Source organism: Pseudomonas sp. E45-MNA-CIBAN-0222, from assembly GCF_040310405.1.
Lineage (GTDB): Bacteria > Pseudomonadota > Gammaproteobacteria > Pseudomonadales > Pseudomonadaceae > Stutzerimonas > Stutzerimonas stutzeri_AC.
Genome location: NZ_JBEOPU010000008.1, coordinates 86,310 through 111,549, shown reverse-complemented (window position 1 = coordinate 111,549; position 25,240 = coordinate 86,310). Strand labels below are relative to the sequence as shown.

20 protein-coding genes and 1 pseudogene are annotated in these 25,240 nt (G+C 64.3%); 14 read left to right on the top strand and 7 right to left on the bottom strand.

What is annotated here, in order from left to right; translation table 11 throughout:
- The first annotated feature begins 52 nt into the window (after positions 1-52).
- The gene (gene guaD, locus AAEZ08_RS13735) at positions 53-1,357 is read left to right on the top strand and encodes a guanine deaminase (RefSeq protein ID WP_500124544.1); all 1,305 of its coding nucleotides are present in this window, start codon (positions 53-55) and stop codon (positions 1,355-1,357) included.
- Between the two features lie 332 nt (positions 1,358-1,689).
- Here the strand turns inward: guaD and AAEZ08_RS13730 are convergent, their stop codons facing one another.
- The 4 genes and pseudogenes from AAEZ08_RS13730 to AAEZ08_RS13715 form a co-directional block, all read right to left on the bottom strand.
- The gene (locus tag AAEZ08_RS13730; protein WP_102820232.1) at positions 1,690-2,562 is read right to left on the bottom strand and encodes a metal ABC transporter substrate-binding protein; all 873 of its coding nucleotides are present in this window, start codon (positions 2,560-2,562) and stop codon (positions 1,690-1,692) included.
- A 9-nt stretch (positions 2,563-2,571) separates the two neighbouring features.
- Positions 2,572-3,391 (bottom strand): annotated as a pseudogene (locus AAEZ08_RS13725) (metal ABC transporter permease).
- Positions 3,392-3,432: 41 nt separating this feature from the next.
- Positions 3,433-4,104, bottom strand: coding sequence for a metal ABC transporter ATP-binding protein (locus AAEZ08_RS13720; protein ID WP_102820291.1), 672 nt, complete (start codon positions 4,102-4,104; stop codon positions 3,433-3,435).
- Positions 4,105-4,430: 326 nt separating this feature from the next.
- Positions 4,431-5,186 carry a GntR family transcriptional regulator gene (locus AAEZ08_RS13715; RefSeq protein WP_102820234.1) on the bottom strand — a complete coding sequence of 252 codons (756 nt, stop codon included), beginning with the start codon at positions 5,184-5,186 and terminating at the stop codon, positions 4,431-4,433.
- Positions 5,187-5,537: 351 nt separating this feature from the next.
- On the opposite strand from AAEZ08_RS13715, the gene AAEZ08_RS13710 reads away from it, so the two are divergent.
- Positions 5,538-6,884 carry an NCS2 family permease gene (locus AAEZ08_RS13710; RefSeq protein WP_500124592.1) on the top strand — a complete coding sequence of 449 codons (1,347 nt, stop codon included), beginning with the start codon at positions 5,538-5,540 and terminating at the stop codon, positions 6,882-6,884.
- A 63-nt stretch (positions 6,885-6,947) separates the two neighbouring features.
- Positions 6,948-7,574 (top strand): LysE family translocator, encoded by a 627-nt coding sequence (locus AAEZ08_RS13705; RefSeq protein WP_500124543.1) that lies wholly within the window; start codon positions 6,948-6,950, stop codon positions 7,572-7,574.
- Positions 7,575-7,819: 245 nt separating this feature from the next.
- Here AAEZ08_RS13705 and uraH read toward each other — a convergent pair whose 3' ends face one another.
- Entirely contained in the window at positions 7,820-8,173 is a 354-nt protein-coding gene (gene uraH / locus AAEZ08_RS13700) for a hydroxyisourate hydrolase (RefSeq protein ID WP_500124542.1), read from the bottom strand.
- Between the two features lie 281 nt (positions 8,174-8,454).
- Between uraH and puuE the strand changes: the two genes are divergently transcribed.
- The 11 genes from puuE (at position 8,455) to AAEZ08_RS13645 (ending at position 23,149) form a co-directional block, all read left to right on the top strand.
- Positions 8,455-9,384 carry an allantoinase PuuE gene (gene puuE / locus AAEZ08_RS13695; protein ID WP_500124541.1) on the top strand — a complete coding sequence of 310 codons (930 nt, stop codon included), beginning with the start codon at positions 8,455-8,457 and terminating at the stop codon, positions 9,382-9,384.
- Complete coding sequence (gene uraD, locus AAEZ08_RS13690; RefSeq protein ID WP_500124540.1) at positions 9,384-9,899, top strand: 2-oxo-4-hydroxy-4-carboxy-5-ureidoimidazoline decarboxylase; 516 nt, start codon at positions 9,384-9,386, stop codon at positions 9,897-9,899. Before puuE ends, uraD begins: the two co-directional genes overlap by 1 nt.
- A 65-nt stretch (positions 9,900-9,964) precedes the next feature.
- Positions 9,965-10,960, top strand: a complete 996-nt coding sequence (gene alc, locus AAEZ08_RS13685) for an allantoicase (RefSeq protein WP_003284733.1) — start codon at positions 9,965-9,967, stop codon at positions 10,958-10,960.
- Positions 10,961-11,110: 150 nt separating this feature from the next.
- The gene (locus AAEZ08_RS13680; protein ID WP_483031773.1) at positions 11,111-11,623 is read left to right on the top strand and encodes an ureidoglycolate lyase; all 513 of its coding nucleotides are present in this window, start codon (positions 11,111-11,113) and stop codon (positions 11,621-11,623) included.
- Positions 11,624-11,710: 87 nt separating this feature from the next.
- Positions 11,711-12,976, top strand: coding sequence for a urate hydroxylase PuuD (locus tag AAEZ08_RS13675; RefSeq protein ID WP_058065222.1), 1,266 nt, complete (start codon positions 11,711-11,713; stop codon positions 12,974-12,976).
- A 1,102-nt stretch (positions 12,977-14,078) separates the two neighbouring features.
- Positions 14,079-16,823, top strand: coding sequence for a cation-transporting P-type ATPase (locus AAEZ08_RS13670; protein WP_500124539.1), 2,745 nt, complete (start codon positions 14,079-14,081; stop codon positions 16,821-16,823).
- Positions 16,824-17,314: 491 nt separating this feature from the next.
- Positions 17,315-18,139, top strand: coding sequence for an outer membrane protein OmpK (locus tag AAEZ08_RS13665; protein WP_427703254.1), 825 nt, complete (start codon positions 17,315-17,317; stop codon positions 18,137-18,139).
- A 125-nt stretch (positions 18,140-18,264) separates the two neighbouring features.
- Complete coding sequence (locus tag AAEZ08_RS13660; RefSeq protein ID WP_036991958.1) at positions 18,265-18,879, top strand: TetR/AcrR family transcriptional regulator; 615 nt, start codon at positions 18,265-18,267, stop codon at positions 18,877-18,879.
- 198 nt (positions 18,880-19,077) lie between these two features.
- On the top strand, positions 19,078-20,652 hold the full coding sequence (locus AAEZ08_RS13655; RefSeq protein ID WP_500124591.1) for an MFS transporter: 1,575 nt from the start codon (positions 19,078-19,080) through the stop codon (positions 20,650-20,652).
- Positions 20,649-21,764, top strand: coding sequence for an HlyD family secretion protein (locus tag AAEZ08_RS13650; protein WP_003284746.1), 1,116 nt, complete (start codon positions 20,649-20,651; stop codon positions 21,762-21,764). The genes AAEZ08_RS13655 and AAEZ08_RS13650 overlap by 4 nt, the downstream gene beginning before the upstream one ends.
- On the top strand, positions 21,761-23,149 hold the full coding sequence (locus AAEZ08_RS13645; RefSeq protein ID WP_500124538.1) for an efflux transporter outer membrane subunit: 1,389 nt from the start codon (positions 21,761-21,763) through the stop codon (positions 23,147-23,149). Before AAEZ08_RS13650 ends, AAEZ08_RS13645 begins: the two co-directional genes overlap by 4 nt.
- A gap of 110 nt (positions 23,150-23,259) precedes the next feature.
- Here the strand turns inward: AAEZ08_RS13645 and AAEZ08_RS13640 are convergent, their stop codons facing one another.
- Both AAEZ08_RS13640 and AAEZ08_RS13635 read right to left on the bottom strand, forming a co-directional pair.
- Positions 23,260-23,712, bottom strand: coding sequence for a PA2169 family four-helix-bundle protein (locus AAEZ08_RS13640; protein ID WP_500124537.1), 453 nt, complete (start codon positions 23,710-23,712; stop codon positions 23,260-23,262).
- 156 nt (positions 23,713-23,868) lie between these two features.
- Positions 23,869-25,113 (bottom strand): sensor domain-containing phosphodiesterase, encoded by a 1,245-nt coding sequence (locus AAEZ08_RS13635; protein WP_500124536.1) that lies wholly within the window; start codon positions 25,111-25,113, stop codon positions 23,869-23,871.
- Between the last annotated feature and the right edge of the window lie 127 nt (positions 25,114-25,240).

The window sequence follows — 25,240 nt, the reverse complement described above, 5'->3', positions numbered from 1 at the left end:
CGGCCTGCCCATGTCAACGCATCACCTCACACAACGATTTTCGAGAGTCACCATGCCAAGCACCAAAGCCTACCGTGCCGCCCTGCTCCACTGCCTCGCCGACCCGCGGGACGTGGGCATCGAGCAATCCCATGAATATTTCGAGGACGGCCTTCTGGTCGTCGAGGATGGCAAGGTCGCGCGCATCGGCCACGCCGCCGAGCTGCTGCCGACCCTGGCAGCCGGCACAGAGGTTGTCGAATACCCGGACGCGCTGATTACCCCTGGATTCATCGACACCCATATCCACTACCCACAGGTCGGCGTGATCGGCTCCTACGGCGCGCAGCTGCTGGACTGGCTGGAAACCTACACCTTCCCCAACGAGGGCCGCTTCAGCGACATGGCACATGCTCGCGAGCAGGCCGACTTGTTCCTTGGCGAGCTGCTACGCAATGGCACCACCACCGCACTGGTATTCGGCACGGTGCACAAGCAATCGGTAGAGGCCTTCTTCGAAGCGGCGGAAAAGCTCAACCTGCGGATGATCGCCGGCAAGGTGCTGATGGATCGCAACGCGCCGGACTTTCTCACCGACACCGCCGAGTCCGGCTATGCCGACAGCCGCGAGCTGATCGAGCGCTGGCACGGCAAGGGCCGTCTGCACTACGCCGTCACTCCACGCTTCGCCCCGACCAGCACGCCGGAGCAGCTCACCCTGGCCGGCAAGCTGTTCGCCGAATTTCCCGATCTGTACATGCACACCCACATCTCCGAGAACAAGCAGGAGGTCGAATGGGTCAAGGAGCTGTTCCCCGAGCGCAAGGGCTATCTGGACGTCTACGACCACCACGGCCTGATCGGCCCGCGCTCGGTCTTCGCCCACGGCGTTCACCTGTGCGATGACGAGTGCAAACGCCTCGGCGAGACCGGCTCGGCCGTTGCCTTCTGCCCCACCTCCAACCTGTTCCTCGGAAGCGGCCTGTTCGACCTGGCCAAGGTGGAAGGCTATGGCGTGCGCGTCGGTCTGGGTACGGACGTGGGCGGCGGCACCAGCTTCTCGCAGCTTGCCAGCCTTAACGAGGCGTACAAGGTGTTGCAGCTGCAGGGCCAGAAGCTCGATGCGTTCAAAGCGCTGTATCTGGCGACCCTGGGCGGTGCGCGGGCGCTCTATCTGGACGACAAGATCGGCAACCTGCAGCCGGGCAAGGACGCCGACTTCGTGGTGCTCGACTACAAGGCGACGCCGCTGATCAGCTACCGACTGAGCCAGGCCTCGACGCTGCAGGAAAAGCTTTTCGCTCTGATGATCCTCGGCGACGACCGCGCGGTGAAGGAGACCTACGCCGCCGGCGTTTCGGTGCACCGGAAAGCGTAAGCCGAATACCGCTGTGGAAATGGGTTTCGATGTCGCGAGTATTGAGACACGCGAATCTGGTTGGCTAAAGCGGAGCGCCGCCCGGCCCACCTTACGCAGCCCCACAAGTGAAGACCGCGTGCCGCACCGCGGGCTTCGTCCACTGTAGGGTGGGCTTCAGCCCACCGCGACGGGGCCGGAAACGATTGGTGGGCTAAAGCCCACCCTACCTCATGGCAACGGAGTGCCGCCGGTCCACCCTATGCCTGTCCTGGCATGCAGCTCGTAGGGTGGATGTCGCTTTCACATCCACCACCAAGTTGCGCCACGCTCAATGAACAGCGCGATCCGTCTTACGGCTTCAGCGCAGCCATCAGCGTGTCCAGGTTGTGCTCGAACATGCCAAGGTAGGTACTGGCCGGCCCCTCACTGGCCAGTGCGTCCGAATACAGAGTCCCACCGACCTTAGCGCCAGCCTCGTCGGCTATTTGCTGGATCAGTCGCGGGTCGCGAATGTTCTCGACGAAAACCGCCCGTACCCCTTCGCTGCGTATCTGCCGAATCAAGGCCGCGACGTCAGCCGCAGAAGGTTCGTCATGGGTGGATAGCCCTTGCGGTGCGATGAAGGCCAGCTGCCAGGCCTGCCCTAGATAACCAAATGCATCATGGCTGGTGACAACCTTGCGCTGACTTGCGAGCAAACCAGCAATCTGGGCGTCCGCTTTTTTCAGCAGCGCATGCAGACGGGTCAGGTAAGCGTCGCGGCGCTGGTTGTAAGCATCGACATTGGCCGGGTCCAGTTCACCGAGTGCCTTGGCGATGTTGTGCACGTAGATCTTGGCATTGGTCAGGCTCTGCCAGGCGTGCGGATCGGGTACTCGCTCACCGTCCTCATCCAGCATCAGCGGAACGACGCCCGCACTGGCATTGATGCGCTTGCCCTTGGGCTCGCTGCTGGCAAGTACGCGCTCCAGCCACGGCTCGAAACCCAATCCGTTGGCGATGATCAGGTCGGCACGCAGCAGCGCCTTGGCATCGTTCGGGCTGGGCTCGTAGACATGAGCATCGGCATCGGCATCGACCAGGTTGGTGAGTTCGACATGATCGCCACCCACCTCGCGGGTCAGGTCGGCGAGGATGCTGAAGCTCGTCACCACCTGCAGTTTTTCAGCGGCTTGCAGTGAGAGCGGGAGCCACAGGGCCAGCACAAAAAGCAGGTAACGCATGTGAATACCTCAAACGGTGATGGGGAAAGGAGTCGAGCGCAGCAGCCCATTTACCGGGCCTGCCACCAGCGAGAACAGATAGAAGACGCTGGCTAGGAGCACGATGCACGGCCCGCTGGGCAAGCTGGCGTAGAAGGAAAGAACCAGACCGAGCCACACGCACACCGCACCGATCAGCGCGGCAAGCGGTAACAGGACCGGCAGTCGACGACTCCAGAACCGAGCTGCGGCAGCGGGCAGCATCATCAGCCCCACCACCATCAGCGCGCCGATGGCCTGAAAGCCGATCACCAGATTGAGTACCACCAGCGTCAGAAACGCGGCGTGTGCCAGCGGACCGAAACGGCTGATACTTCTCAGAAACAGCGGATCGAGGCTGTCGAGCGCCAAGGCGCGAAAGATCACCAGAAGCACTAACAAGCTGAACCCGGCAGTAGCGAGCATGCCGTACAGCGTGGTCGTATCGACAGCCAGCGCCGAGCCGAACAACAGGTGCAACAGATCCAGCTTTCGCCCGGCCAGCCCGAGTAGCAGTACGCCGCTGGCCAGAGATATGGGATACAGCGCGGCCAGGCTGGCGTCCTCGCGTAGCCCGGTGCGTCGGGTGACCCACGCCGCCGCGCCAGCCATGCCGAGCCCAGCCACCAGACCGCCAGCAGTCAGCGCTGGCAGGCTCAGGCCGAACAGCCAGAATGCCAGCGCTGCACCAGGCAGGATGCCGTGGGCGATGGCATCACCCATCAGGCGTCATTCGACGCAGAATCAGAAAGACGCCCAGCGGCCCGGCGCTGCAAGCCAGCGCAACACTGCCGAACAGCGCCCGGCGCATGAATGCAAATTCGATGAAAAGCGCCCAGAGAATATCCGGTGTCACGCGACCTGCCCGAGCCCTTGGCGCTCGGCTGCGAACTGCCGGATCGGCGCCCTGATGCAGCCGCTGCGAGCGATCAACAACCCGTCACAGTTGTATTGGCTCAACCCGGCGAGGTTATGGCTGACCAGTACCAGCGTCCTTCCTTCGCGCTGCCAACGCTCGATGTGTTGCCAAAGCAGATCCAGGCCAACATCGTCCAGCGCCGCCTCGGGCTCGTCGAGCAACAGCACCTTGGCATCGGTCAGGCTCAGCCTTGCCAGTAATGCGCGCTGCAGCTCGCCGCCGGACAGTGCATGCAGCCCCTGGGTTTGCAGTTCGAGCAGCCCCCAGTCCTTCAGGGTCTGTCGCATCCGCGCCTGCCGCTCGCTACGCCCGAGCCGGCTGCGCCAGAACCCCGCAGCCACCAATTCCGCAAGGCGAATAGGGAACTGCCGATCCACAAGTTGCTGTTGCGGTAGATAAGCCACCCCGCCCATGCGCGGTACGCCCACATCGACCCGCCCAGCCAGCGGACGATCCAACCCGGCCAACACCTTGAGCAGGCTGCTCTTGCCCGAGCCATTGCTGCCGATGACTGCGGTCAGGCTGCCCACAGCCAATTGCAAATCCAAAGGTGGTGTAAGCGGGTGCCTACCTGCACCCCATTGCAGGCGGTGGCATTCGATCATGGTTACCTCGGTGTTCAGCATTCAAGACCGGACAATGCGCACCGCTCGCCTCCGATAAACAGGAACGAGAGACGACAATGCGCAACATGTAATAGTTATAACATAACAATAACAAGATAAACTCAAGCTGACGCACTGAACAGCGCGGCTATGCGCATCGGATCGGAGTCGGGAAGCGCACTGGTGTCGCGATCAGTGCTGAAGCGGGTTGCAGCGTGCGGTCCTGGCGGGCGATCGGCGCTGGAGGCCGTTATGGCTCTGCCGCCACCGCGGCAGGTGATGACTGACGGCGCTGACTCAGGACGAGTCAGCGCGCGGGGGTGACACTATCGAGCCGTGCGGGGTTTCTTCTTGGCCAGGCTCAGGTGCGAAAAGACCGCATGCAGATCACCCGAGGCGCTGTCTTCCTCGAGGTTCAGCTTGCTGTCAATGTGGTCCATGTGGTGCATCATCAGGTGCACCGCCTTGTCGCTGTCGCGGGCGGCGATGGCGTCGATCAGTTCATTGTGTTCGTCGTACGAGCAGTGCGAGCGATTGCCGCTTTCGTACTGGGCGATGATCAGTGAGGTCTGCGAAACCAGGCTGCGCTGGAAGCTAACCAGCGGCGCGTTCTTCGCCGCCTCCGCCAGCTTGAGGTGAAATTCGCCGGACAGGCGGATGCCCGCCCCGCGATCGCCTCGATCGAAGCAGTCACGCTCATCGGTCACCATCTGCCGCAGCTCGGCGAGCTGCGCAACACTGGCGTGCTGCACGGCCAGTTCGGTGATGGCTTTTTCCACCAATCGACGGGCGAAGAAAATCTGTCTTGCCTCCTCGACGCTCGGGCTGGCCACCACCGCGCCGCGATTGGGCCGCAGCAGTACCACGCCCTCATGGGCCAGACGCGACAACGCACGGCGGATGATGGTGCGGCTGACGCCGAATATCTCGCCGAGCGCCTCTTCGCTGAGCTTGGTCCCCGGCGCCAGACGTTGCTCGAGGATGGCATCGAAGATGTGCGCATAAACGATATCGTCCTGCGTCCCGGTGCGAGTCTTGCCTGTCTTGGTCGGCTTCTTCAGGGGCTGCAACTGTTCGTTCATCGATGGCTCGCAAGTGAAGTGTCGGCAAGGCCGAACTTTACTGCGTTCGCGGCTTCACTGGCAGTCGTCGGACGAACAAAACGAGCAAAAACATCGTTGGGCTTGTGCACAATCAATTTCCTACCGTTCTGTCCTCCAATCACCGCCATATCCGCGATGTGCGCCACGCGAGCCAGCTCCCGTGACAAGCGAGGGCGATTTAGTGTTTGCAATTCTTGTATACAAAAGCATAATCCGGACAGCCCTTCCTGACCTTTCGGTCAACTAACAGAACGAAGGGCACACCATCACCCGCCCCTCGGGAGTGTCGTGCTCCGGGTGATCGACAACAAGAACGATGAGGAAAGCCCAGTGGAAAGCATCAAGCGCAAGCCCCAGGCAGCACCCTTGCAACGCACCGCCCCCGGCTGGCTGGACCGCCTGTTCAAGCTAAGCGAACACCGCACCAGCATCCGTACCGAACTGCTCGCCGGCCTGACGACCTTCGTCACCATGGCCTACATCATCTTCGTCAACCCGAACATCATGGCCGACGCCGGCATCGACCACGGCGCCGCCTTCGTCGCGACCTGCATCGGCGCGTCGCTCGGCTGCCTGTTGATGGGCCTGTACGCGAACTGGCCGGTGGGCCTGGCACCAGGCATGGGCCTGAACGCCTTCTTCACCTACACGGTCGTCGGCGAGATGGGCTACAGCTGGCAGATCGCCCTGGGTGCGGTGTTCATCTCCGGCGTGCTGTTCATGATCATGAGCCTGTCGCGCATCCGCGAATGGCTGCTCAACAGCATCCCCATGAGCCTGCGCTTCGCCATGGGCGCCGGGGTCGGCCTGTTTCTCGGTCTGATTGGCCTGAAGACCGCCGGCATCGTGGTCGACAGTCCGGCCACCCTGCTCACCATGGGTTCGTTCGGCGAACCCACCGCCCTGCTCGCCGCGGTGTGCTTTCTGATGATCGCGGTGCTCAGCCACCGCAACGTCTTCGGCGCGATCCTGCTGAGCATGCTGGCGGTCACCGGTGTCGGCTGGGCCTTGGGGCTGGTGGAGTACAACGGCCTGGTATCGATGCCGCCGAGCCTGGCGCCGACCTGGCTGGCGATGGACATCGCCGGCGCGCTCAACGTGGCGATGGTCAGCGTGATCCTGGCCTTCCTCTTCGTGAACATGTTCGACACCGCCGGCACCCTGATGGGCGTCGCCCATCGTGCCAACCTGGTGAACGAGGACGGCAAGATCGAGAACCTGTCCCGCGCGCTGAAGGCCGACAGCAGTTCCAGCGTGGTCGGCGCCTTCGTCGGCTGTCCGCCGGTGACCAGCTACGTGGAAAGCGCCTCGGGCGTCGCCGCCGGCGGCCGCACCGGGCTGACCGCCGTGACCGTCGGCGTGCTGTTCCTGATCGCCATGTTCTTCGCCCCGCTAGCCGGCATGATTCCCGCCTACGCCACCGCCGGCGCGCTGATCTACGTGGCGATGCTGATGATGAGCGGGCTGGCCAACATCGACTGGAAGGACCACACCGACACCATCCCGGCCATCGTGACCGTGGTGATGATGCCGCTGACCTTCTCCATCGCCAACGGCATCGCCCTGGGTTTCTTGACCTACGCAACGCTCAAGCTGTTGACTGGCCAGCGCGACAAGGTCTCCATCAGCCTCTACGTGCTGTGCGTGATCTTCATCGCCAAGTTCGCGTTTCTCTGAACGAGGCGCGCCTCACCGCCCCGTCGCATGCGGCGGGGCTTTTTCATTTCTCAGGAGACTGTGATGAGTCTGGAAACCTGGTTGTTGTATGCGAGTGCCGCGCTGGTGGTGATCCTCATCCCCGGGCCGCTGTCGCTGTTGATGATCAGCAACAGCCTGAACTACGGAGTGCGCCGCTCCTGGCCAGCCTTTCTCGGCGGCGTGACCGCTTCCATCGCCCTGCTCAGCGCCTCGGCATTGGGGCTTGGTGCGCTGTTGATGGCCTCGGAGCGCCTGTTCAGCGCGCTCAAGCTGATCGGTGCGCTGTACCTGTTCTACCTCGCCTGGCAGAGCTGGCAGGCGGCACGTCAGGCACCGGCTGCCCGCGAGATCGAAAGCCCTGCCCTCGCCCCGCGTTTCAGCAGGCTGTTCGGCCGAGCGTTCATTCTGGGGGGCAGCAACCCGAAGGACATGCTCTTCTTCGCCGCCTTCCTGCCGCAGTTTCTCAACGCGGGGCAACCGTTGCTACAGCAGCTGCTGGTGATGACCCTGACCTGGGCCATACTGGATCTCTGCTGCAAGCTGGCCTATGGGCTGGGAGCGCGGGGAGCGGCGCGCTATCTGCGCACCGGGAAAGGGCATGCGTGGTTCAACCGGACCAGCGCGGCACTGTTTGGAGGCGCGGGAGCGGCGTCCTTGATGAGTCGGTGACTCGGCTGGCGTTGGCAGCGCCGGCTCGCGACCTGACGGAGGGCAACACGCCTGCCGCGGTGCAACCTGCAGTCCGTCCCGAGAAACGCGCGGCGCATCCGTACCGCCCCCTTCGCGGTCCACGCCACCCGACGCAGGTGCCGCAGACGGCTCTTGTCACGCGCTTCGACTCTCACCAATAAAAAGCCCGCCATTACGGCGGGCAAAAGGGACTCCAGAAGAGTCAGCACTGAACAAACGTCGCTTCAGCTACCCCGGTAGGTCGAATAGCTGTACGGCGAAATCAGCAACGGCACGTGGTAGTGATCCTGCGCGGCATCGATGCCGAAGCGCAGCACCACCTCGTCGAGGAACGCCGGCGTCCCCAGCGTCACACCGCGACCACGGTAGTAGTCGCCAGCGTGGAAATGCAGCTGATAGACCCCGGACCGGTAGTCCGCGCCGTCCAGCAAGGGGCTGTCGCAGCGGCCATCGGCGTTGGTCTCACGCGTGGCGACCAGCGTCAGGCCCTGATCTTCTACGCGATACAGCTCCACCTTGATTCCGCTGCCCGGGCAACCGTGGGCGGCATCGAGTACGTGTGTGGTCAAACGGCCCACGGGCACCTCCGCTCTGTTGAATGGAAACTGACCCGGAGCATAGCCAGCGCGAACAACAGACTCAAGACAATTTGTAGATATTTTTGTACACAGTTTTAGAGGCACGCTGTTGGCCCGTTCTCTGCAGATACCGTCTGTCGTGGCGGCCTGCTCGAAAACTGCCGACCGCAGCGCTACACGGCAGGCGCTACGAAAAAGCTATTTACAAGCCACGCATCGACTTGTATACAATCTGGCCATCCGGTCGTTACATCACGACCCGCCACACAGGAAGCAGCCCAGTGAGCGCCGACTACCCACGCGACTTGATCGGTTACGCCAGCAACCCGCCCCATCCGCAATGGCCGGGCGACGCCCGTATCGCCCTGTCCTTCGTGCTGAACTACGAGGAAGGCGGCGAGCGCAGCGTGCTGCATGGCGACAAGGAATCCGAAGCCTTTCTCTCCGAGATGGTCGCCGCACAGCCGCTGCAAGGCGTGCGCCACATGAGCATGGAGTCGCTGTACGAATACGGCAGCCGCGCCGGCGTATGGCGCCTGCTCAAGCTGTTCGACAAGCACGACATCCCGCTGACCATCTTCGCCGTCGCCATGGCTGCCCAGCGTCACCCCGAACTGATCAAGGCGATGGCCGGCGCCGGACACGAAATCTGCAGCCACGGTTACCGCTGGATCGACTACCAGTACATGGATGAGGCGCAGGAGCGCGAGCACATGCAGGAAGCCATCCGCATCCTCGGCGAGATCACTGGCGAACGGCCGCTCGGCTGGTACACCGGCCGTACCGGCCCGAACACCCGGCGCCTGGTACGCGAGGAAGGCGGCTTTCTCTACGACTCCGACACCTACGACGACGATCTGCCCTACTGGGACTCCGAGTCGACGCCGGACAAGCCGCATCTGGTGATCCCCTACACGTTGGACACCAACGACATGCGCTTCACCCAGGTGCAGGGCTTCAACAGCGGCGATGACTTCTTCACCTACCTGAAGGATGCCTTCGACGTGCTCTACGCCGAAGGCTGCGAAGGCGCGCCGAAGATGTTGTCCATCGGTATGCACTGCCGGCTGCTCGGGCGCCCGGCGCGCCTGGCGTCGCTGGCCCGCTTCATCGAGTACGTGAAGGGCCATGAGAAGGTCTGGTGCGCCCGTCGTGTCGACATTGCCCGCCACTGGCACGCCACCCACCCTTTTACCGCGGAGCGCAATTGATGACCCCGTTCAAGACGATCAAACCCTCGACGCTGGATCGCGACGCCTTCGTCGCCGCCTTTGCCGATGTCTACGAGCATTCGCCCTGGGTCGCCGAGACGGTCTATGGCGCCGGCGTCGACGAGACGCTGGACGACATTGAGGTGCTGCACACCCGCCTGTCCCAGGCGATGCTCGCCGCCGACCATGACACTCAGCTGGCACTGGTCAATGCGCACCCGGATCTGGCCGGCAAGGCGGCCGTGCGCGGCGAGCTGACTGCCGCCAGCACCTCCGAACAGGCAGGCGCTGGCATCCATGAGTGCACACCGGAAGAGTTCGCCCGCTTCACCGAGCTCAACGAGGCCTACAAGGCCAAGTTCGGCTTCCCCTTCATCATGGCGGTCAAGGGCAGCAACCGGCACCAGATCCTCGCCGCATTCGAAGAACGCATCCACAACAGCCCCGAACAGGAATTCGCCCGGGCGCTGGCGGAAATCAACAAGATTGCCCTGTTCCGCCTGCAGGCGATGTAACGAGCACCAACCGCAACAAAGGCAGTAATGACAGAAACCGCTTCTCATCCAAGGCAGACGAGTCCATGAAAGCTTACGCCGTACCCTTCGAAAAATACGTCAACCTGGCCGATGCCCGCCTGGGCACCCGCGCCATCTCCGTCACCGACGATTGGTTCGCCGACGTCAACCGGTTGTTCCAGCCAACACCGGCCGTATGGAAGGAGGGCGTTTTCGATGACAACGGCAAGTGGATGGATGGCTGGGAGTCGCGCCGCAAGCGCTTCGAAGGTTACGACCATGCGGTGATCCGCCTGGGCGTGCCGGGACAGATCAAGGGCGTGGATATCGACACCAGCCACTTCACCGGCAACTACCCGCCGTCCGCCTCGCTGGAAGCCTGCTTCGTCGCCGACGGCGATCCGAGCGACGACACCGTCTGGACGGAAATCCTCCCGGCCGTCGAGCTCCAGGGCAACAGCCACCACTACCACGAGATCGCCTTCGACAAGCCGGTCAGCCACCTGCGCTTCAACATCTACCCGGACGGCGGCGTGGCGCGTCTGCGCGTGCACGGCATTCCGTTCCGCGACTGGAGCAGCGTCGGCGACAACGAACAGATCGACCTGGCTGCGGCGCTGAATGGCGGTCGCGCCCTGGCCTGCTCGGACGAGCATTTCGGCCGCATGAGCAACATTCTCAACCCGAACCGTGGCGAGAACATGGGCGACGGCTGGGAAACCGCCCGCCGCCGCACCCCGGGCAATGACTGGGTCATCGTCGCCCTCGGCCATCCGGGCGAGATCGAGCGCATCGTCGTCGATACCCTGCATTTCAAGGGCAACTACCCGGACAGCTGCTCGATCCAGGCGGCTTACGTCAAAGGCGGCACCGACAGCCAGATCGAAACCCAGAGCCTGTTCTGGCGCGAGCTGCTGCCGAGCCAGAAGCTGTCGATGCACGCCGAACACGAGTTCAGCGAGCAGATCGCCAAGCTCGGCCCGATCACCCACGTGCGTCTGAACATTTTCCCGGATGGCGGTGTGAGCCGGCTGCGGTTGTTTGGCAAGGTGGCGAAGTAGTAAGCGCCTTTCCCCTCACCCCGGCCCTCTCCCCAAGGGGAGAGGGAGGAACGAGGTCAGCCGTTTCTCCGCGCCAGTTCCCTCTCCCCTTGGGGAGAGGGGGAGCAGCCCCACGCGAACAACGAACCTTCAATAAAGAACGAGCACACCATGCGCACCCTGACCATCGAGCCACTGACCAAGGAAGCCTTCGCCCCCTTCGGCGACGTCATCGAGACCGAAGGCAGCGACTACTTCATGATCAACAACGGCTCGACCCGCCGCTATCACAAGCTGGCCACGGTCGAGACCGCCGCGCCCGAGGACCAGGCGATCATCAGCATCTTCGCCGCCGAGGCGCTGGAGATGCCGCTGGTCATCCGCATGCTCGAACGTCATCCGCTGGGCAGCCAGGCCTTCATTCCGCTGCTCGGCAACCCCTTTCTGGTCGTGGTCGCGCCACTTGGCGATGCGCCTGTACCGGACCATGTCCGCGCCTTCCGCAGCAACGGCAGGCAGGGCGTCAATTACCACCGCGGCGTCTGGCACCACCCGGTGCTGACGATCGAAAAGCGGGATGAATTCCTGGTGGTCGATCGCAGCGGTTCTGGCAACAACTGCGACGAGTACTTCTTCACGGAGGATCAGCAACTCCTCCTCGACCCCCAACGGAAATCGACCTGAGTCCCGTTGCGCTTGCGACGTGTTCAAGCCGACTCCAATAAGAAGAAATGACGGTCGCTAAGGCGGCTGTGCAAAGAGGTAATCAACGTGGACGCACATCTGACCGAATGGCTGAACCTGAGTATTCGCTGGATTCACATGATCGTCGGCATTGCCTGGATCGGCGCTTCCTTCTACTTCGTCTGGCTGGAGAACAACCTCAACCGCGCCAACCCGCGTGAGGGCCTCTCGGGCGACCTCTGGGCCATCCACGGTGGCGGTATCTACCACCTGGAGAAATACAAACTGGCGCCGCCACAGATGCCGGAGAACCTGCACTGGTTCAAGTGGGAGGCCTACACCACCTGGCTGTCCGGTGTGGCCCTGCTGATGGTGGTGTACTACCTCAACCCGAGCCTGTACCTGATCGCACCGGGCAGCGAGCTGTCGCCTGCGGCGGCCATCGCCATCGGCTTCGGCTCGCTGATCGTCGGCTGGTTCGTCTACGACCTGCTCTGCGATTCACCGCTGGGCAAGACCCCCGCCCTGCTCGGCCTGGTGCTGTTCGTGCTGGTGATTGCCGCGTGCTGGGGCTATTCGCAGATATTCAGCGGTCGCGCGGCCTATATCCACACCGGCGCGCTGATCGGCACCATCATGGTCGGCAATGTGTTCCGCATCATCATGCCGGCCCAGCGTGCGCTGGTCGCCGCCATCGAACAGAAGCGCACGCCCGATCCGGTGCTGCCGGCCAAGGGCCTGCTGCGTTCGCGGCACAACAACTATTTCACCCTGCCGGTGCTGTTCATCATGATCAGCAACCACTTCCCGAGCACCTACGGTAGCCAGTACAACTGGCTGATCCTCGCCGCGCTTGGCGCGCTGTCGGTGCTGGCACGCCACTATTTCAACACCCGCCATAACGGCAACCGCTTCGCTTGGGCGCTACCGGCCGCTGCACTGGGCATGATCTGTCTGGCCTACGTCACCGCGCCCAATCGCCAGCCGGCCGCACCGAACCTGGCCGCCACCACGCCGGAACAGGCCAGCCAGGCCGCGCAGCAGCAGCCGCAACAGGCCGTCGAACAACCGGCGGCCGCCGCCAGCGATGGCGTCGCGTTCGCCGAAGTCAGCAACGTGATCCACGAGCGCTGCACCGTCTGTCATTCGGCGCAGCCGACCAGCCCGCTGTTCAGCGCCGCCCCCGCCGGCGTGATGTTCGACACCCCGCAGCAGATGCGCCAGCAGGCGGCCAAGATCCATGCACAGACCGTCGCCAGCCAGATCATGCCGCTGGGCAACATCACCCAGATGACCCCGGAAGAGCGCCAGTTGATCGGCCAGTGGATCGCCCAGGGCGCCCATACCGAATAACGGCCCGCCCCGGAGAAAAGCCGAAGCCCGCTCGATGCGGGCTTCGGCTTTTTCAGACCTCGAGTTCGGTTCTTCGCATTTCATGGGGACATGGGTTGCCTGACACTGGACTGGCAAGGTTGGGTGATGGTGCTGCTGTTCGGTTTGGTCTGGATTTTCGTCGTTAAATCGATTATCGAGTGTGCTGATACTTCTGGTTTCGCCCTGCTGGGCGAGTCCCTTTTTCTTGTTTGGCCAAGAAAAAGGAACCAAAAAGAAGGCCACCCGACATCCGGCCCCGGCTGCGCCGGGGTTCCCTCCTTCCGGTGCCGCTCCGGGGGCCGTCACGATGGGACGTCCCTGCCCCATCGTTCCTCGCTCGGCGTCCATGCCTCGCGTCCCCCTGCGCGACACCTCCACTCGGCCTCCTGACGGGAATAGGAGTCCGAGTCGCCTGGAAGATCGAAAAGCTTGTGGGCTGTTCTGCCTTGGCCTTTCTGGCACGAACTGCCAGGCGACGCCAAACGCCCCATCAGGAGGGTGAGTGGAATCGTTGCACAGAGGGGCGAGCCGCAGGGATGCGGCGAGAGAACTTGGCGCCCCCTCGTAAAGGGCCATGGATGGCCCTTGTACGACGACCCTCGGAGCGACGATGGAGCGTAGCGGAGTAACAGCCACAGGCTGGCCCGAAGGGCGAACGAAGCGAGCAACGAACCCCGGCGCAGCCGGGGCCGGATGCAGGGGCAAGCGTTTTTGGTTACTTTTTCCGCGACTGGAAAAAGTGACTCGCCCAGCAGGGCGAAACCAAGCTATCAGACGGCTCGGCAAAGGCCAATGAAAGCGAAACTTTCATTAAAAACACCCAACCTTGCCAGTCCGGTATCAATCTTTGCCTCTCCAGGAAAGCGCAATGAAACGCCAGTCCCCCTGGCAGGCCTGTACCATCGCAGGACGCACGTCCACGGATCCGCTGCAAGCCAATCGTCCCCCTGCAGTGTTCGGAAACACAACTCTTGCGTTAAATCATGCCGGCCGACGGGTGGTTGGGTAAGCTCGAAGGCGCCAGGCGAATCGGCCTGCCACGAACACGCCGCACCCCATGGACCACCCAGAGGCGCCGGTCATGAACGATCGCTCGACCATCCACCCCAGCGAACATTCGCAATCGAACTGGCACACCCTGCCGGCCGCCGAAGTCGAAACGCAGTTGCAAAGCAGCCCGGGCGGGCTGGCGGACGACGAAGCGGCGCGGCGCATCGCCCAGTACGGTCCCAACCGCCTCGCCCCGCCCAAGCGCCGCGGTGTGCTGACGCGGCTGCTGATGCAGTTCCACAATATCCTGCTCTACGTGATGCTCGGCGCAGCGGTGATCACCGCCATCCTCGGGCACTGGGTCGATACCGGCGTGCTGCTCGCCGCCGTGGTGATCAACGCCATCATCGGCTTCATCCAGGAAGGCAAGGCCGAAGCCGCGCTGGATGCCATCCGCGCCATGCTCTCGCCACACGCCACCGTGGTGCGCGGCGGCGACCGCCGCCAGATAGACACCGCCGACCTGGTTCCTGGCGATCGGGTCTTGCTGGTTTCCGGCGACCGGGTGCCGGCCGACCTGCGCCTGGTGAAGGCGAAGGAACTGCGTGTCGAGGAAGCCGCGCTCACCGGCGAATCCCTGCCGGTGGAGAAAAGCATCGAAGCGGTGGCGGCCGATGCGCCGCTGGGCGATCGCTACGGCATGGCCTATTCCGGCACGCTGGTGGTGTTCGGCCAGGCCACGGGCATCGTCGTCGCCACCGGCGCGGCGACCGAGCTGGGCAAGATCAACCAGATGCTCACCGGCATCCAGAACCTGGCCACGCCGCTGCTGCGCCAGGTGGATCATTTCGGCCGCTGGCTGGCCTTCGCCGTGCTGGCCGCCTCCGCCGCCACCTTCGTCCTCGGCACGCTCTGGCGAGGTCATCCGGCCGCCGACATGTTCATGATGGTGGTGGCCCTGGCCGCTTCGGCGATTCCCGAAGGCCTGCCGGCGATCATGACCGTCACCCTGGCCCTGGGCGTGCAGCGCATGGCCCAGCGCAACGCGATCATCCGACGCCTGCCGGCGGTGGAAACCCTGGGCTCGGTGACGGTGATCTGCTCCGACAAGACCGGCACCCTCACCCGCAACGAGATGACCGTGCAACGGGTGGTCTGCGCCGATCACGTATTCGACGTCTCCGGGGTGGGCTACGAACCGCTGGGCGACTGCCGGCTCGACGACAGGATCGTCGACCCCGAGCACTACCCCGCGCTGGCGCTGGCGATCCGCACCGGCGTGCTCTGCAACGACGCCCACCTCCAGCAACAGGCCCACCAGTGGCGCGTCATGGGCGACCCCACCGAGGGCGCGCTGCTGGTCCTGGGCGGCAAGGTCGGCTTCAGCCAGCACGTCGCCGACGGCGCCTGGCCGCGTCTGGACTCGATTCCCTTCGAGTCGCAGCACCGCTTCATGGCCTCCTACCACCAGGACAGCGACGGCGCGCCCTGGATCTTCGTCAAGGGCGCGCCCGAGCGCATCCTGGAAATGTGCGGCAGCCAGGCCGGGCACGCCGGCGACCAGCCCATCGACCGCGACTACTGGCGGCGCATGGCGACCGACACTGCGGCCAAGGGGCTGCGCCTGCTGGCGCTGGCCTGCAAGCGCAGCGCGCCGGCGAACGACCAGCTGACCTTCGCCGATGTCGAAGCCGGCTACACCCTGCTGGCGCTGGTCGGCATCATCGACCCGCCGCGCGAGGAAGCCATCGTCGCGGTGGACGAATGCCACCGCGCCGGCATCCGCGTGAAGATGATCACCGGCGACCATGCCGAGACCGCGCGGGCCATCGGCGCCCAGCTCGCCATCGGCGTCGGCAAGCCGGCGGTGACCGGCGCCGAAGTGGCGCTGATGGACGATGCCGCCCTGCGCCAGGTCGCCATGGACGTCGACGTGTTCGCCCGCGCCAGCCCGGAACACAAGCTGCGCCTGGTGCAGGCCCTGCAGGACGACGGCCAGGTCGTGGCCATGACCGGCGACGGGGTCAACGATGCCCCCGCGCTCAAGCGCGCCGACGTCGGCGTGGCCATGGGCATGAAAGGCACCGAAGCGGCCAAGGAGGCCTCGGACATGGTGCTGGCCGACGACAACTTCGCCACCATCGCCTCCGCCGTACGCGAAGGTCGCGCGGTCTACGACAACCTGAAGAAGTTCATCCTGTTCATGCTGCCCACCAACGGCGGCGAGGCACTGGTGGTGATCGCGGCGATCCTCTTCGAACTCACCCTGCCGCTGACGCCGGCGCAGGTGCTGTGGATCAACATGGTCACCTCCAGCACCCTGGGCCTGGCGCTGGCCTTCGAACCGGCCGAGCGCGGCATCATGGGCCGGCGGCCGCGGCCGCCGGGCGAGGCCCTGCTGTCGGGCTTCTTCATCTGGCGGGTGCTGATGGTGTCGGTGCTGATGATGAGCGGCGCCCTCGGCCTGTTCCTCTGGGAAATGAACAGCAGCGGCAACGTCGAAGCGGCGCGCACCATGGCGGTCAATGCCGTGGTGATGGCGGAGATGTTCTACCTGCTCAACAGCCGCTCGATCCTCGCCTCGGTCGCCAATCGCCAGGGCCTGACGGGCAACCCCTACGTGCTGCTGGCCATCGCCGCCTGCATTCCCCTGCAACTGGCGTTCACCCACGCGCCGATCATGCAGTCGATCTTCGGTTCGACCTACCTCTCGCCGCTACAATGGGCCCAGGTGGTCTGCGCCGGCCTGCTGGTGTTCTGCGTGGCGGAGCTGGAGAAGCTGGTGATCCGCCGTTCCCCGTTGGCCGCACGGATCGCGCCGACCGCGGTGTCCTGAGCCCGCGGCGTAACCGAATCCAGGCAGAAGCCTCCTGCCTGGATTCGCGGCCGCTGATGGCGCCGCGACCGGTGAGCAATTGGCACAAGCAAATTGTGCACAATATTAAAATTAATTGTTTATCGCCCTGTCTACAGATTGCTATAGTCAGAGCATCCTGAGTGTTCGTCCGTTTTCGTCGCTCAGCGAAGACGAGGCGCCGTGAAGCCTCGCAAGCCCATGACCGAACAACAACAAGATGGCAGGCTTAACCATGACCGCAACCGCCACCAGCAGCGGCATCGCTCCTTCGCGCCCGCACCCCGCTCTTCCAGCCGGACGACCATCCCGCTTCCGCCCTCCCGTTCGCCCCAGCGCCGCCTCGCCTCCGGACGTCGTCACCACTGCCGGCTGAGTCGCCGCGCTCGCACTTCCCGCCGCCAGGCCCTTCGCGGAGAATACGCGCCGGTCGCCGCTCGGCTTCATGAAAGACACCACAGGAAAACCACACCATGCATTCCAAGACTGCCCCGCTCTGCCTCGCCCTCGCCGGCGGCCTGCTCGCCGCCCCGGCCATGGCCGGCGACCTGCTGCACTGGCAGAACAACAGCCTCACCTACCTCTACGGCCAGGACTACAAGGTCGACCCCGACACCCAGCAGACCGTCACCTTCGAGCACGCCAGCGGCTGGGCCTGGGGCGACATGTTCTTTTTCGTCGACAACATCTGGTTCAACGGCGTCAGCGGCAGCGACGGCCACACCTACTACGGCGAATTCAGCCCGCGCCTGTCGCTGGGCAAGGTCAGCGGCCGCGACCTGTCGTTCGGCCCGGTCAAGGACGTGCTGATCGGCGCCACCTACGAACGCGGCGAAAGCTCGGCGGACGGCGTGCCGAACCAGAACTACCTGCTCGGCCCGGCCGTAGACCTCGAGCTGCCCGGCTTCGACCGCTTCGCGCTTAACCTTTACTACCGCAAGCCCGATGGCAGCACCGGCAAGCCGTCCGGGCAGTGGCAGGTCACTCCGACCTGGGCGATGACCTTCCCCGTTGGCAAGTCCGACATCCTTTTCGACGGCTTTATCGACTGGGTAGTCAACGATGCAGGCTCCGAGTCTCGTGGCGACTTCATCTCGAAGAACCTGCATATCGTGCCGCAGATCAAGTACGACCTGGGCAAGGCGCTGGACCACGAGCCGGGCCGGCTCTACGTAGGTATCGAGTACGACTACTGGTCCAACAAGTACGGCATCGAAGACGGTGGATTCGTCAGCCGCAACTTCGTTGGCAAAACCGACCAGAACACCTTCAGCGCCATCGTAAAAGCGCACTTCTGAGTGCTGTCGCGAAGGGGTTCCACGCCCCTTCGCCTCTCCTCCGGCGCTTCGGTTGAGGGGCTTGCGACCGGGGTGCTAGCATGCGGGCGCTTGTTCGTATCGCCGGCAGCCAGCGAAAGGCCCCCATGTCCAGTATCCGTGAGCGCAACAAAGAGCTGATCCTCAAAGCCGCCAGCGAAGAGTTCGCCGAAAAGGGCTTCGCCGCGACCAAGACCAGTGACATCGCGGCCCGAGCCGGGCTGCCCAAGCCCAACGTCTACTACTACTTCAAGTCCAAGGAAAACCTCTACCGCGAGGTGCTGGAGAGCATCGTCGAACCCTTGCTCGAAGCCTCGGCGCCGTTCAACCAGCCTGGCCATCCTGCCGAGGTTCTGCGCGCCTATATCCGCACCAAGATCAGGATTTCCCGCGACCACGCTTGCGCCTCCAAGGTGTTCGCCAACGAGATCATGCACGGCGCCCCGCACCTGTCCCCGGAGCGCACCACGCAGCTCAACACCCAAGCCGCGCACAACATCGCCTGCATCCAGCGCTGGATCGACGATGGCCTTATGGCGAGGGTCGATGCCAATCACCTGCTGTTCAGCATCTGGGCAGCGACCCAGACCTACGCCGATTTCGACTGGCAGATCAGCACCGTCACCGGCAAGGCCCGGCTCGACGACGCCGACTACGACGCGGCCGCCGAAACCATCATCCGCCTGGTGCTCAAGGGCTGCGAGATCGCCGAACCGAGCTGACGCCTTACGGCGACGTGCCATCTGATCCAGCGACTCAACGTCCGCATTGCCGACCCGCCGGGCAAATTGGACGGGCGAAATTCGCCGTGACGCTTGTCCTATGGTGATCGCGCCGCCGTGGCGCCCCGGACCTGCACGCTCACAATGCCCGAATACCTCGCGCCGGTTCCTCGCTGGGAACCCCACGAACGCCCGTCGATGCCCGGCTCGCCGGCGGTCCTGCTGCACAGTCCGCCGCGGCGTCTGGCCTATGCCGCAGTGGCGGTGCTGGTGGGGCTGACCGGCGGGCTCGGCAATGCCCTGTTCATCGCCAACCTGCCGGCGATCCAGGGCGACCTGGGCCTGACACCCGAACAGGGTGCATGGCTGCCCGCCGCCTACTTCATGGTGAATGTCTCGACCAATCTGCTGCTGATCAAGGTGCGCCAGCAATACGGCCTGCGCGTCTTCGCCGAGATCGGCCTGGCCGTGTATGCCTTGCTGACCATCGCCCACGTGTTCGTCGAGGGCCTGGGCATGGCGATGTTCGTGCGCGCCGCCAGCGGCTTCGCTGCCGCCGCCACCACCTCACTCGGGCTATTCTACATGCTGCAGGCCTTCCGCAAGGTGGACCTGCCGCGAGGCGTGATTGTCGCCTTCGGCATGACCCAGGTCGCCACGCCGCTGGCCTGGCTGTTATCGCCACCACTGGTGGATATCGGCCAGTGGCACCGCCTGTATGTGTTCGAAAGCGGCCTGGCCCTGTGCTCGCTGGCTGCTGTGGTGGTGCTCAAGCTCCCGGTGGGCGAGCGCATCAAGGTCTTCGAGCCGCTGGATTTCCTTACCTTTGCCCTTTTCGCCCCCGCCCTGGCGCTTGTTGCAGCAGTGTTCGCCCAGGGCCGCGTGCAGTGGTGGACCGAAGCGCCGTGGCTGGGCTACGCACTGATCGCGGCCCTGCTGCTCAGCTGCCTGACCTTCATGATCGAACATCACCGGCGCAATCCGCTGCTGCAGACGCGCTGGCTGGGCACCGCCGAGATGCTGCGCTTCGCCTTCGGTGCGCTGGCGCTGCGTTTTCTGCTGTCCGAACAAAGCTATGGCGCGGTCGGCCTGCTGCAGACGCTCGGCATGGGGCCGGACCAGCTGCGCCCGCTGTACGCGGTGATCCTGCTGGGGCTGGTGACGGGGATCGCCGCCAGCGCGATGACCTTCAGCCCGAGGACGGCTTCAGCGCAGATCCTGCTCTCGATCGTGCTGATCGGCGTGGCGAGCTTTCTCGACGTGGACGCAACCAGCCAGACCCGCCCTCATGACCTTTTCCTCAGCCAGGGCCTGCTGTCCTTCGCCAGCGGCATGTTCCTCGGCCCGCTGCTGATCACCGGCATCGGCAAGGCGCTGGCCAACGGGCCGAACTACCTGGTCAGCTTCATTGTGTTGTTCTCCATGACCCAGAGCCTGGGCGGGCTGGCCGGCCCGGCCGTGTTCGGCACCTACCAGATCGTCCGCGAGCAGCACCACTCGGCACATCTGTCCGAGCAGATCGTTCCGGCAGACCCGCGTGTCGCCGCCCGTCTCGCCCAGCAGAGCCAGGCGCTGGCCGCGACCCAGCTCGACCCGCAGCTGCGCCAGGCGCTGGGCGGTGCTCGCCTGTCGCAAACCGTCACCCGCGAAGCCAACGTGCTGGCCTTCAACGACGTGTTCCGCCTGATCGGCCTGCTCGCCATCGCCGTGCTCGGCTGGTCACTGTTCCATACCCTGCGCCTGGCGCGACAGAAGAAGGCTTCCGCCCCATGAGCGATGCGCGCACACCCGACGACCAAACCACACCGACCACGGACGCTGGCGGCACCCCACCCGAGCCACCCAAGACCATCCAGCCGAGCCGCCGCTCGGTGCTGCTGATGTCGTTGGTCGCCCTGGTCGGGGTGCTGGCGATTCTTTACGCCTGGCAGCTCTGGCCCTTCTCCGGCAGCCAGGTGACTACCGAGAACGCCTATGTACGTGGTCAGCTCACGGTGCTCGCGCCGCAGGTCGCCGGCTACGTCACCGAGGTGCGTGTACAGGACTTCGAGCAGGTCCGCCAGGGCCAGGTGCTGGTGCGCATCGATGACAGGCAGTACCAGCAACGGGTCGCCCAGCGGCGCGCCGAACGGGACGCCGCACGCTTCGAGCTGGAAAACCTCGACCAGCAGCTGGCCGCCGACCGCGCCACCCTGGCCGTCCGCCGCGCCGACCTGTTCGCCGCCGAAGCCGAACTGGTTCGTGCGCGGACCGATGAGCGCCGTGTCGATGAGTTGGCCGAGCGCGGCTCCGTCTCCATTCGCGAGCGCGATCAGGCCCGCGCCAGCGCCCTCGCAGCCAAGGCAAACGTACAGAAAGCGCGTGCTGCCATCGAGATCGCCGAGCAGACGCTCAAGGCCAGCGATGTCTCCCGTGGCGGCCTGCACGCGCGGGTACAGATCGCCGAGGCCACCCTGCACCAGGCCGAGATCGACCTGGCCAACACCGAAATCGTCGCCCCCACCGCCGGCCGTGTCAGTGAAGTGGGGGTGCGCCTGGGCCAGTACGTTTCAGCCGGGTCCCAGCTGCTCTTCCTGGTTCCGCCCAAGCTCTGGGTGATCGCCAATTACAAGGAAACCCAGACGGCAAACATGCGCGCCGGGCAGCCGGTCATCTTCGAGGTCGACGCGCTGGACGGTGCGCGTCTTACCGGGCGCGTCGAGCGCCTGGCTCCGGCAACTGGTTCCGAGTTCAGTGTCCTGCGCCCGGACAATGCCACCGGCAACTTCACCAAGGTCGTACAGCGCCTCCCGGTGCGCATCGCCATCGATCCCGATCAGCCACTGCTCGAGCGCTTGCGTCCCGGCCTGTCGGTCATCACCCACGTGGACACCGCTGCGCAATGAAGCTGTATGGCCTGTTTGGCGCGCTGACGCTCGGTTTGCTCTGCGCTTGCGTACCGCACCGTGAACCGATACCCCAGCAGGCTCGGCTAGAGGAGATACCTGCTCAGTGGCGCAGCCCTGCCGATGGCACAACCCCCATCGAGCGATGGTGGCAGGGTTTTGGCGACCCCGCGCTGGCGGCGCTGGTCGAGCGGTCGTTGGCGCGCAACACCGACCTGCTGACCGGGGCGGAGCGCCTGAACGCCGCCCGCGAGCAGATCCGACTGTCTCGCGCGGCCCTCTTGCCGAGTTTGGATGCCGTGCTCGGGGCCGAGCGCAGCCAGGATTTCGGCGCAGCCGGCCTGACCACCACCACTGCCGCGCAGCCTGGCCTCCAGCTCAGCTATGAAGCGGACCTGTGGGGACGCCTCGCCCGTCTGCGCCAGGTTGCCGAATTGCAGTACGAGGCTTCGGCGGCCGAACAGCAAAGTCTGCGCCTGGCGGTCGTCGCCACTGTGGCGCAGGGCTATGTGTCCTTGTTGTCGCTGGATCGCCAGCTCGCGCTGACCCACGAAACCGTGGAGTCGCGGCAGGCGGCGCTGCACCTGGCCGAGGATCGGGCGCGGATGGGCTACACCTCGGAGCTGGAGCTGACCCAGGCCCGCGCCGAGTTCGAAGCCGCGGCGCAGCTGGTACCGCAACTGGAACAGGCCATCGTCGAGCAGGAGCATGCACTACGTCGGCTCGCCGGCGACTCACCCGGCCCGGTGGCGCGCGGTACGCTGGATGCGCTGCATCCACCCGCAGTGCCCGGCGCCCTCCCCGCGGCACTGCTGCGCCAACGCCCCGATCTGTACCAGGCCGAACAGCAGCTGGCGGCCAGTGACCTGTTCCTCGACAGCGAACGTGACCGCTTCCTGCCGCAAGTGCAACTTTCCGCGAGCCTCGGGCGCCTCTATGTCAACGCGCTGGATTACGACCCGGTAAAGGTCTGGAACCTGGGCGCCAGCGTGCTCGCCCCGCTGTTCGATGGTGGCCGCCGCGAAGCCGGCGTCGCGGTGGCCACGGCCGAGCGTAATCAGGCGGCCTATGCCTATCGCGCGGCAGTGCTCACCGCCTTCAGTGAAGTGGAGAATGCCCTCTCCGGCCTGGATCGCCTGGCCAGCCAGAGCGACCGCATCGAAGCACGCCGCACGGTACTGACACGCTCACTGGAGATCGCCGAGGACCGCTATCACGGTGGCTATTCGTCCTATCTCGAAGCGCTCGATGCCCAGCGCAACCTGTTCGATACCCAGCTGACGGAAGTGCAACTGCGGGAGGCGCGAATCAACCGCCTGATTCAGCTCTATCGCGCGCTGGGCGGGGGCTGGCAAGCGCCAGAACATGCAGCTGACGGGTCCTGATCGCCTTGTGCAACGGACGGCTGGCAGAAAGGTGAGGCCTGTATAAAAGCAAAAAAAACGCCAGCAGACGCTGGCGTTTTTCATGCCGCTACAAGCGGATGCGCTGACAGTCAGCTGCGGGCGCGCGCCGCGTCGCGCAGTGCCTTGACCTGATCATGGTTGCGCTGCACGCCCTGATACTGGCGTTCCACGACGATCCGCACTTCGGCCGGCAGATCTTTTTCCAATGCCTTGCGGTAGCTCTTCACCGCAACATCTTCACCACGCTCGCACTCGTTGAGGATGGCCTCATCGTCCTTGCCGGTGATCATCGACTTGAGGTCGACCCAACGGCGGTGCATATCGGCCGCCATGCTGGTGCTGGTTTCCGGATCACCGCCCATCGAGCGGACCAGCTGCTGCAGCTCGGCAGCGGCCGTGGCGCAATCGCGCGAACGTTGATTCATGATGCTCTTGAGTTGCGGATCGCGCAGGTCTTCGGCGCATTCGAGGAAGCCTTTTTCGCCATCCTTGCTGGTTTCAATCAGGTCGTTGAGCACTGAAATCGTGTCTTTCGTATCCATCTTGTACCTCCTGACAAGTCGACTCGGAAAGGGCCACATCGCTGCCGCCCGCGTTATAAAGTCGACTGCCCACGCACCACAAAGGTTCAGCGAAACCGCCCGAAGGCAGTGCAGGGCTCAGCCGAATCGCCCCAAAATCGCGCCTCGCAGCGCGGCTCAGCCTGCAGCGACACGAGCATGGAGGGGCATTGGCCGGCCTAACAGGTAACCCTGCGCCTTGTTCACTTCCAAGCGCCGCAACATGGCCAGCTCTTCGCGCGTTTCGACGCCTTCGGCCACCACCTTGCAGCCTGTCTCCTCGGCAAAACGGATCAGTGCAGCAGCCAAGGCGCGGCTGCCAGTGTCGCTATCGATATTACGGATCAGGCTACTATCGAGCTTGATCACATCAGGCTTCAGCTTGAGGATGTGGCGGAAGCTGGCGTAGCCGGCGCCCGCATCATCGACAGCCAGGCGCAGTCCTTTGCTGCGCAGCGGCTCGAGCGCTTCAGCGAGCAATGCATAATCCTGTACGCAAGCGTGCTCGGTGACCTCCAGCATCAGACGCACCATTGGCTGGTGGGCCAGCACATTGTCCAGCGCCCCGGCAAGAATGGTGTCGGGCGAGACGTTCAGCGACAGGTAGCTGTTGGGCGGCAACCGATCCATGCCTTTCAAAGCCGCTTCAATCAGTGCTACCTCCAGCTCTTGCTGCAGGCCCACCTGCCCCGCCTCATCGAACCACTTGTCCGGCGTGCGTTGCGGCTCTGCGCTGAACCGAGCCAGCGCCTCATGGCCAACGATGCGGTTCTCTACAAGATGCACGATTGGCTGATAGACCACGCCATAGGCGCGGTTGGCCAACACCGCTGCGACCCGATTGCGCTTCGCCTCGCGTGCATCCAGTCTTTTCGCCTGGGATTCGAGCAACCGCCCGGCGAATGCTGCAAACAGGCGCAACGTGTTGAGATCGCGCTCGTTCAGGCTACTGTCCGGCCGTGTGCTGAAGCAGCAGAAAGTACCGTAGAGCGCACCATCGCTGAAGCGGATAGGCACGCTCAGATGGGCGCCAACCGGCAGCTCGGCGGTAACCGGCAGGAGCAACGCTTCAGCGAGCTGCGTGGCGTCGTTGATCAGCTCGGGCAGGCGCCCGTCAACAACCCGTTGGCAGTAGCTTTCCTCTAGCGGACCGGAGTCACCAACGCAGAGCGTCAGGTGTTCGGTCCGGCCGTCGACGTGTCGGAAGATGCGGGCACCCTCGCTGAACTCGGCAACGAACGCCACCTCCATTCCCAAGTGGTTGCGCACGGCGTGCAAGGCCTCGCATAGCATCGTGCCGATCGACAGGTTGCCGGCCTCCAGCTTCGCCAGCATCGCTGCGGGGTCCAACACTTCGCGGGTTGAATCTAGGTGTCTGAGCATCCATACCTCCTGCAACAACCGAATCAATATCGATTGGCCACTACCTAGGCCTGTTCGAGACATAGAACAGGCCAGGAACTGGCCAATAGCCAGCACCGGAACATGCCAGCCGACAAGCGGTGGCATG

Coding starts and splice junctions, on each gene's coding strand:
- AAEZ08_RS13670 (WP_500124539.1), top strand. CDS start 14,079: ATGAACGATCGCTCGACCATCCACCCCAGCGAACATTCGCAATCGAAC.
- uraD (WP_500124540.1), top strand. CDS start 9,384: ATGACCCCGTTCAAGACGATCAAACCCTCGACGCTGGATCGCGACGCC.
- AAEZ08_RS13720 (WP_102820291.1), bottom strand. CDS start 4,104: ATGATCGAATGCCACCGCCTGCAATGGGGTGCAGGTAGGCACCCGCTT.
- AAEZ08_RS13705 (WP_500124543.1), top strand. CDS start 6,948: ATGAGTCTGGAAACCTGGTTGTTGTATGCGAGTGCCGCGCTGGTGGTG.
- AAEZ08_RS13635 (WP_500124536.1), bottom strand. CDS start 25,113: ATGCTCAGACACCTAGATTCAACCCGCGAAGTGTTGGACCCCGCAGCG.
- AAEZ08_RS13650 (WP_003284746.1), top strand. CDS start 20,649: ATGAGCGATGCGCGCACACCCGACGACCAAACCACACCGACCACGGAC.
- AAEZ08_RS13665 (WP_427703254.1), top strand. CDS start 17,315: ATGCATTCCAAGACTGCCCCGCTCTGCCTCGCCCTCGCCGGCGGCCTG.
- AAEZ08_RS13660 (WP_036991958.1), top strand. CDS start 18,265: ATGTCCAGTATCCGTGAGCGCAACAAAGAGCTGATCCTCAAAGCCGCC.
- AAEZ08_RS13640 (WP_500124537.1), bottom strand. CDS start 23,712: ATGGATACGAAAGACACGATTTCAGTGCTCAACGACCTGATTGAAACC.
- alc (WP_003284733.1), top strand. CDS start 9,965: ATGAAAGCTTACGCCGTACCCTTCGAAAAATACGTCAACCTGGCCGAT.
- AAEZ08_RS13680 (WP_483031773.1), top strand. CDS start 11,111: ATGCGCACCCTGACCATCGAGCCACTGACCAAGGAAGCCTTCGCCCCC.
- AAEZ08_RS13715 (WP_102820234.1), bottom strand. CDS start 5,186: ATGAACGAACAGTTGCAGCCCCTGAAGAAGCCGACCAAGACAGGCAAG.
- AAEZ08_RS13730 (WP_102820232.1), bottom strand. CDS start 2,562: ATGCGTTACCTGCTTTTTGTGCTGGCCCTGTGGCTCCCGCTCTCACTG.
- AAEZ08_RS13645 (WP_500124538.1), top strand. CDS start 21,761: ATGAAGCTGTATGGCCTGTTTGGCGCGCTGACGCTCGGTTTGCTCTGC.
- guaD (WP_500124544.1), top strand. CDS start 53: ATGCCAAGCACCAAAGCCTACCGTGCCGCCCTGCTCCACTGCCTCGCC.
- AAEZ08_RS13655 (WP_500124591.1), top strand. CDS start 19,078: ATGCCCGGCTCGCCGGCGGTCCTGCTGCACAGTCCGCCGCGGCGTCTG.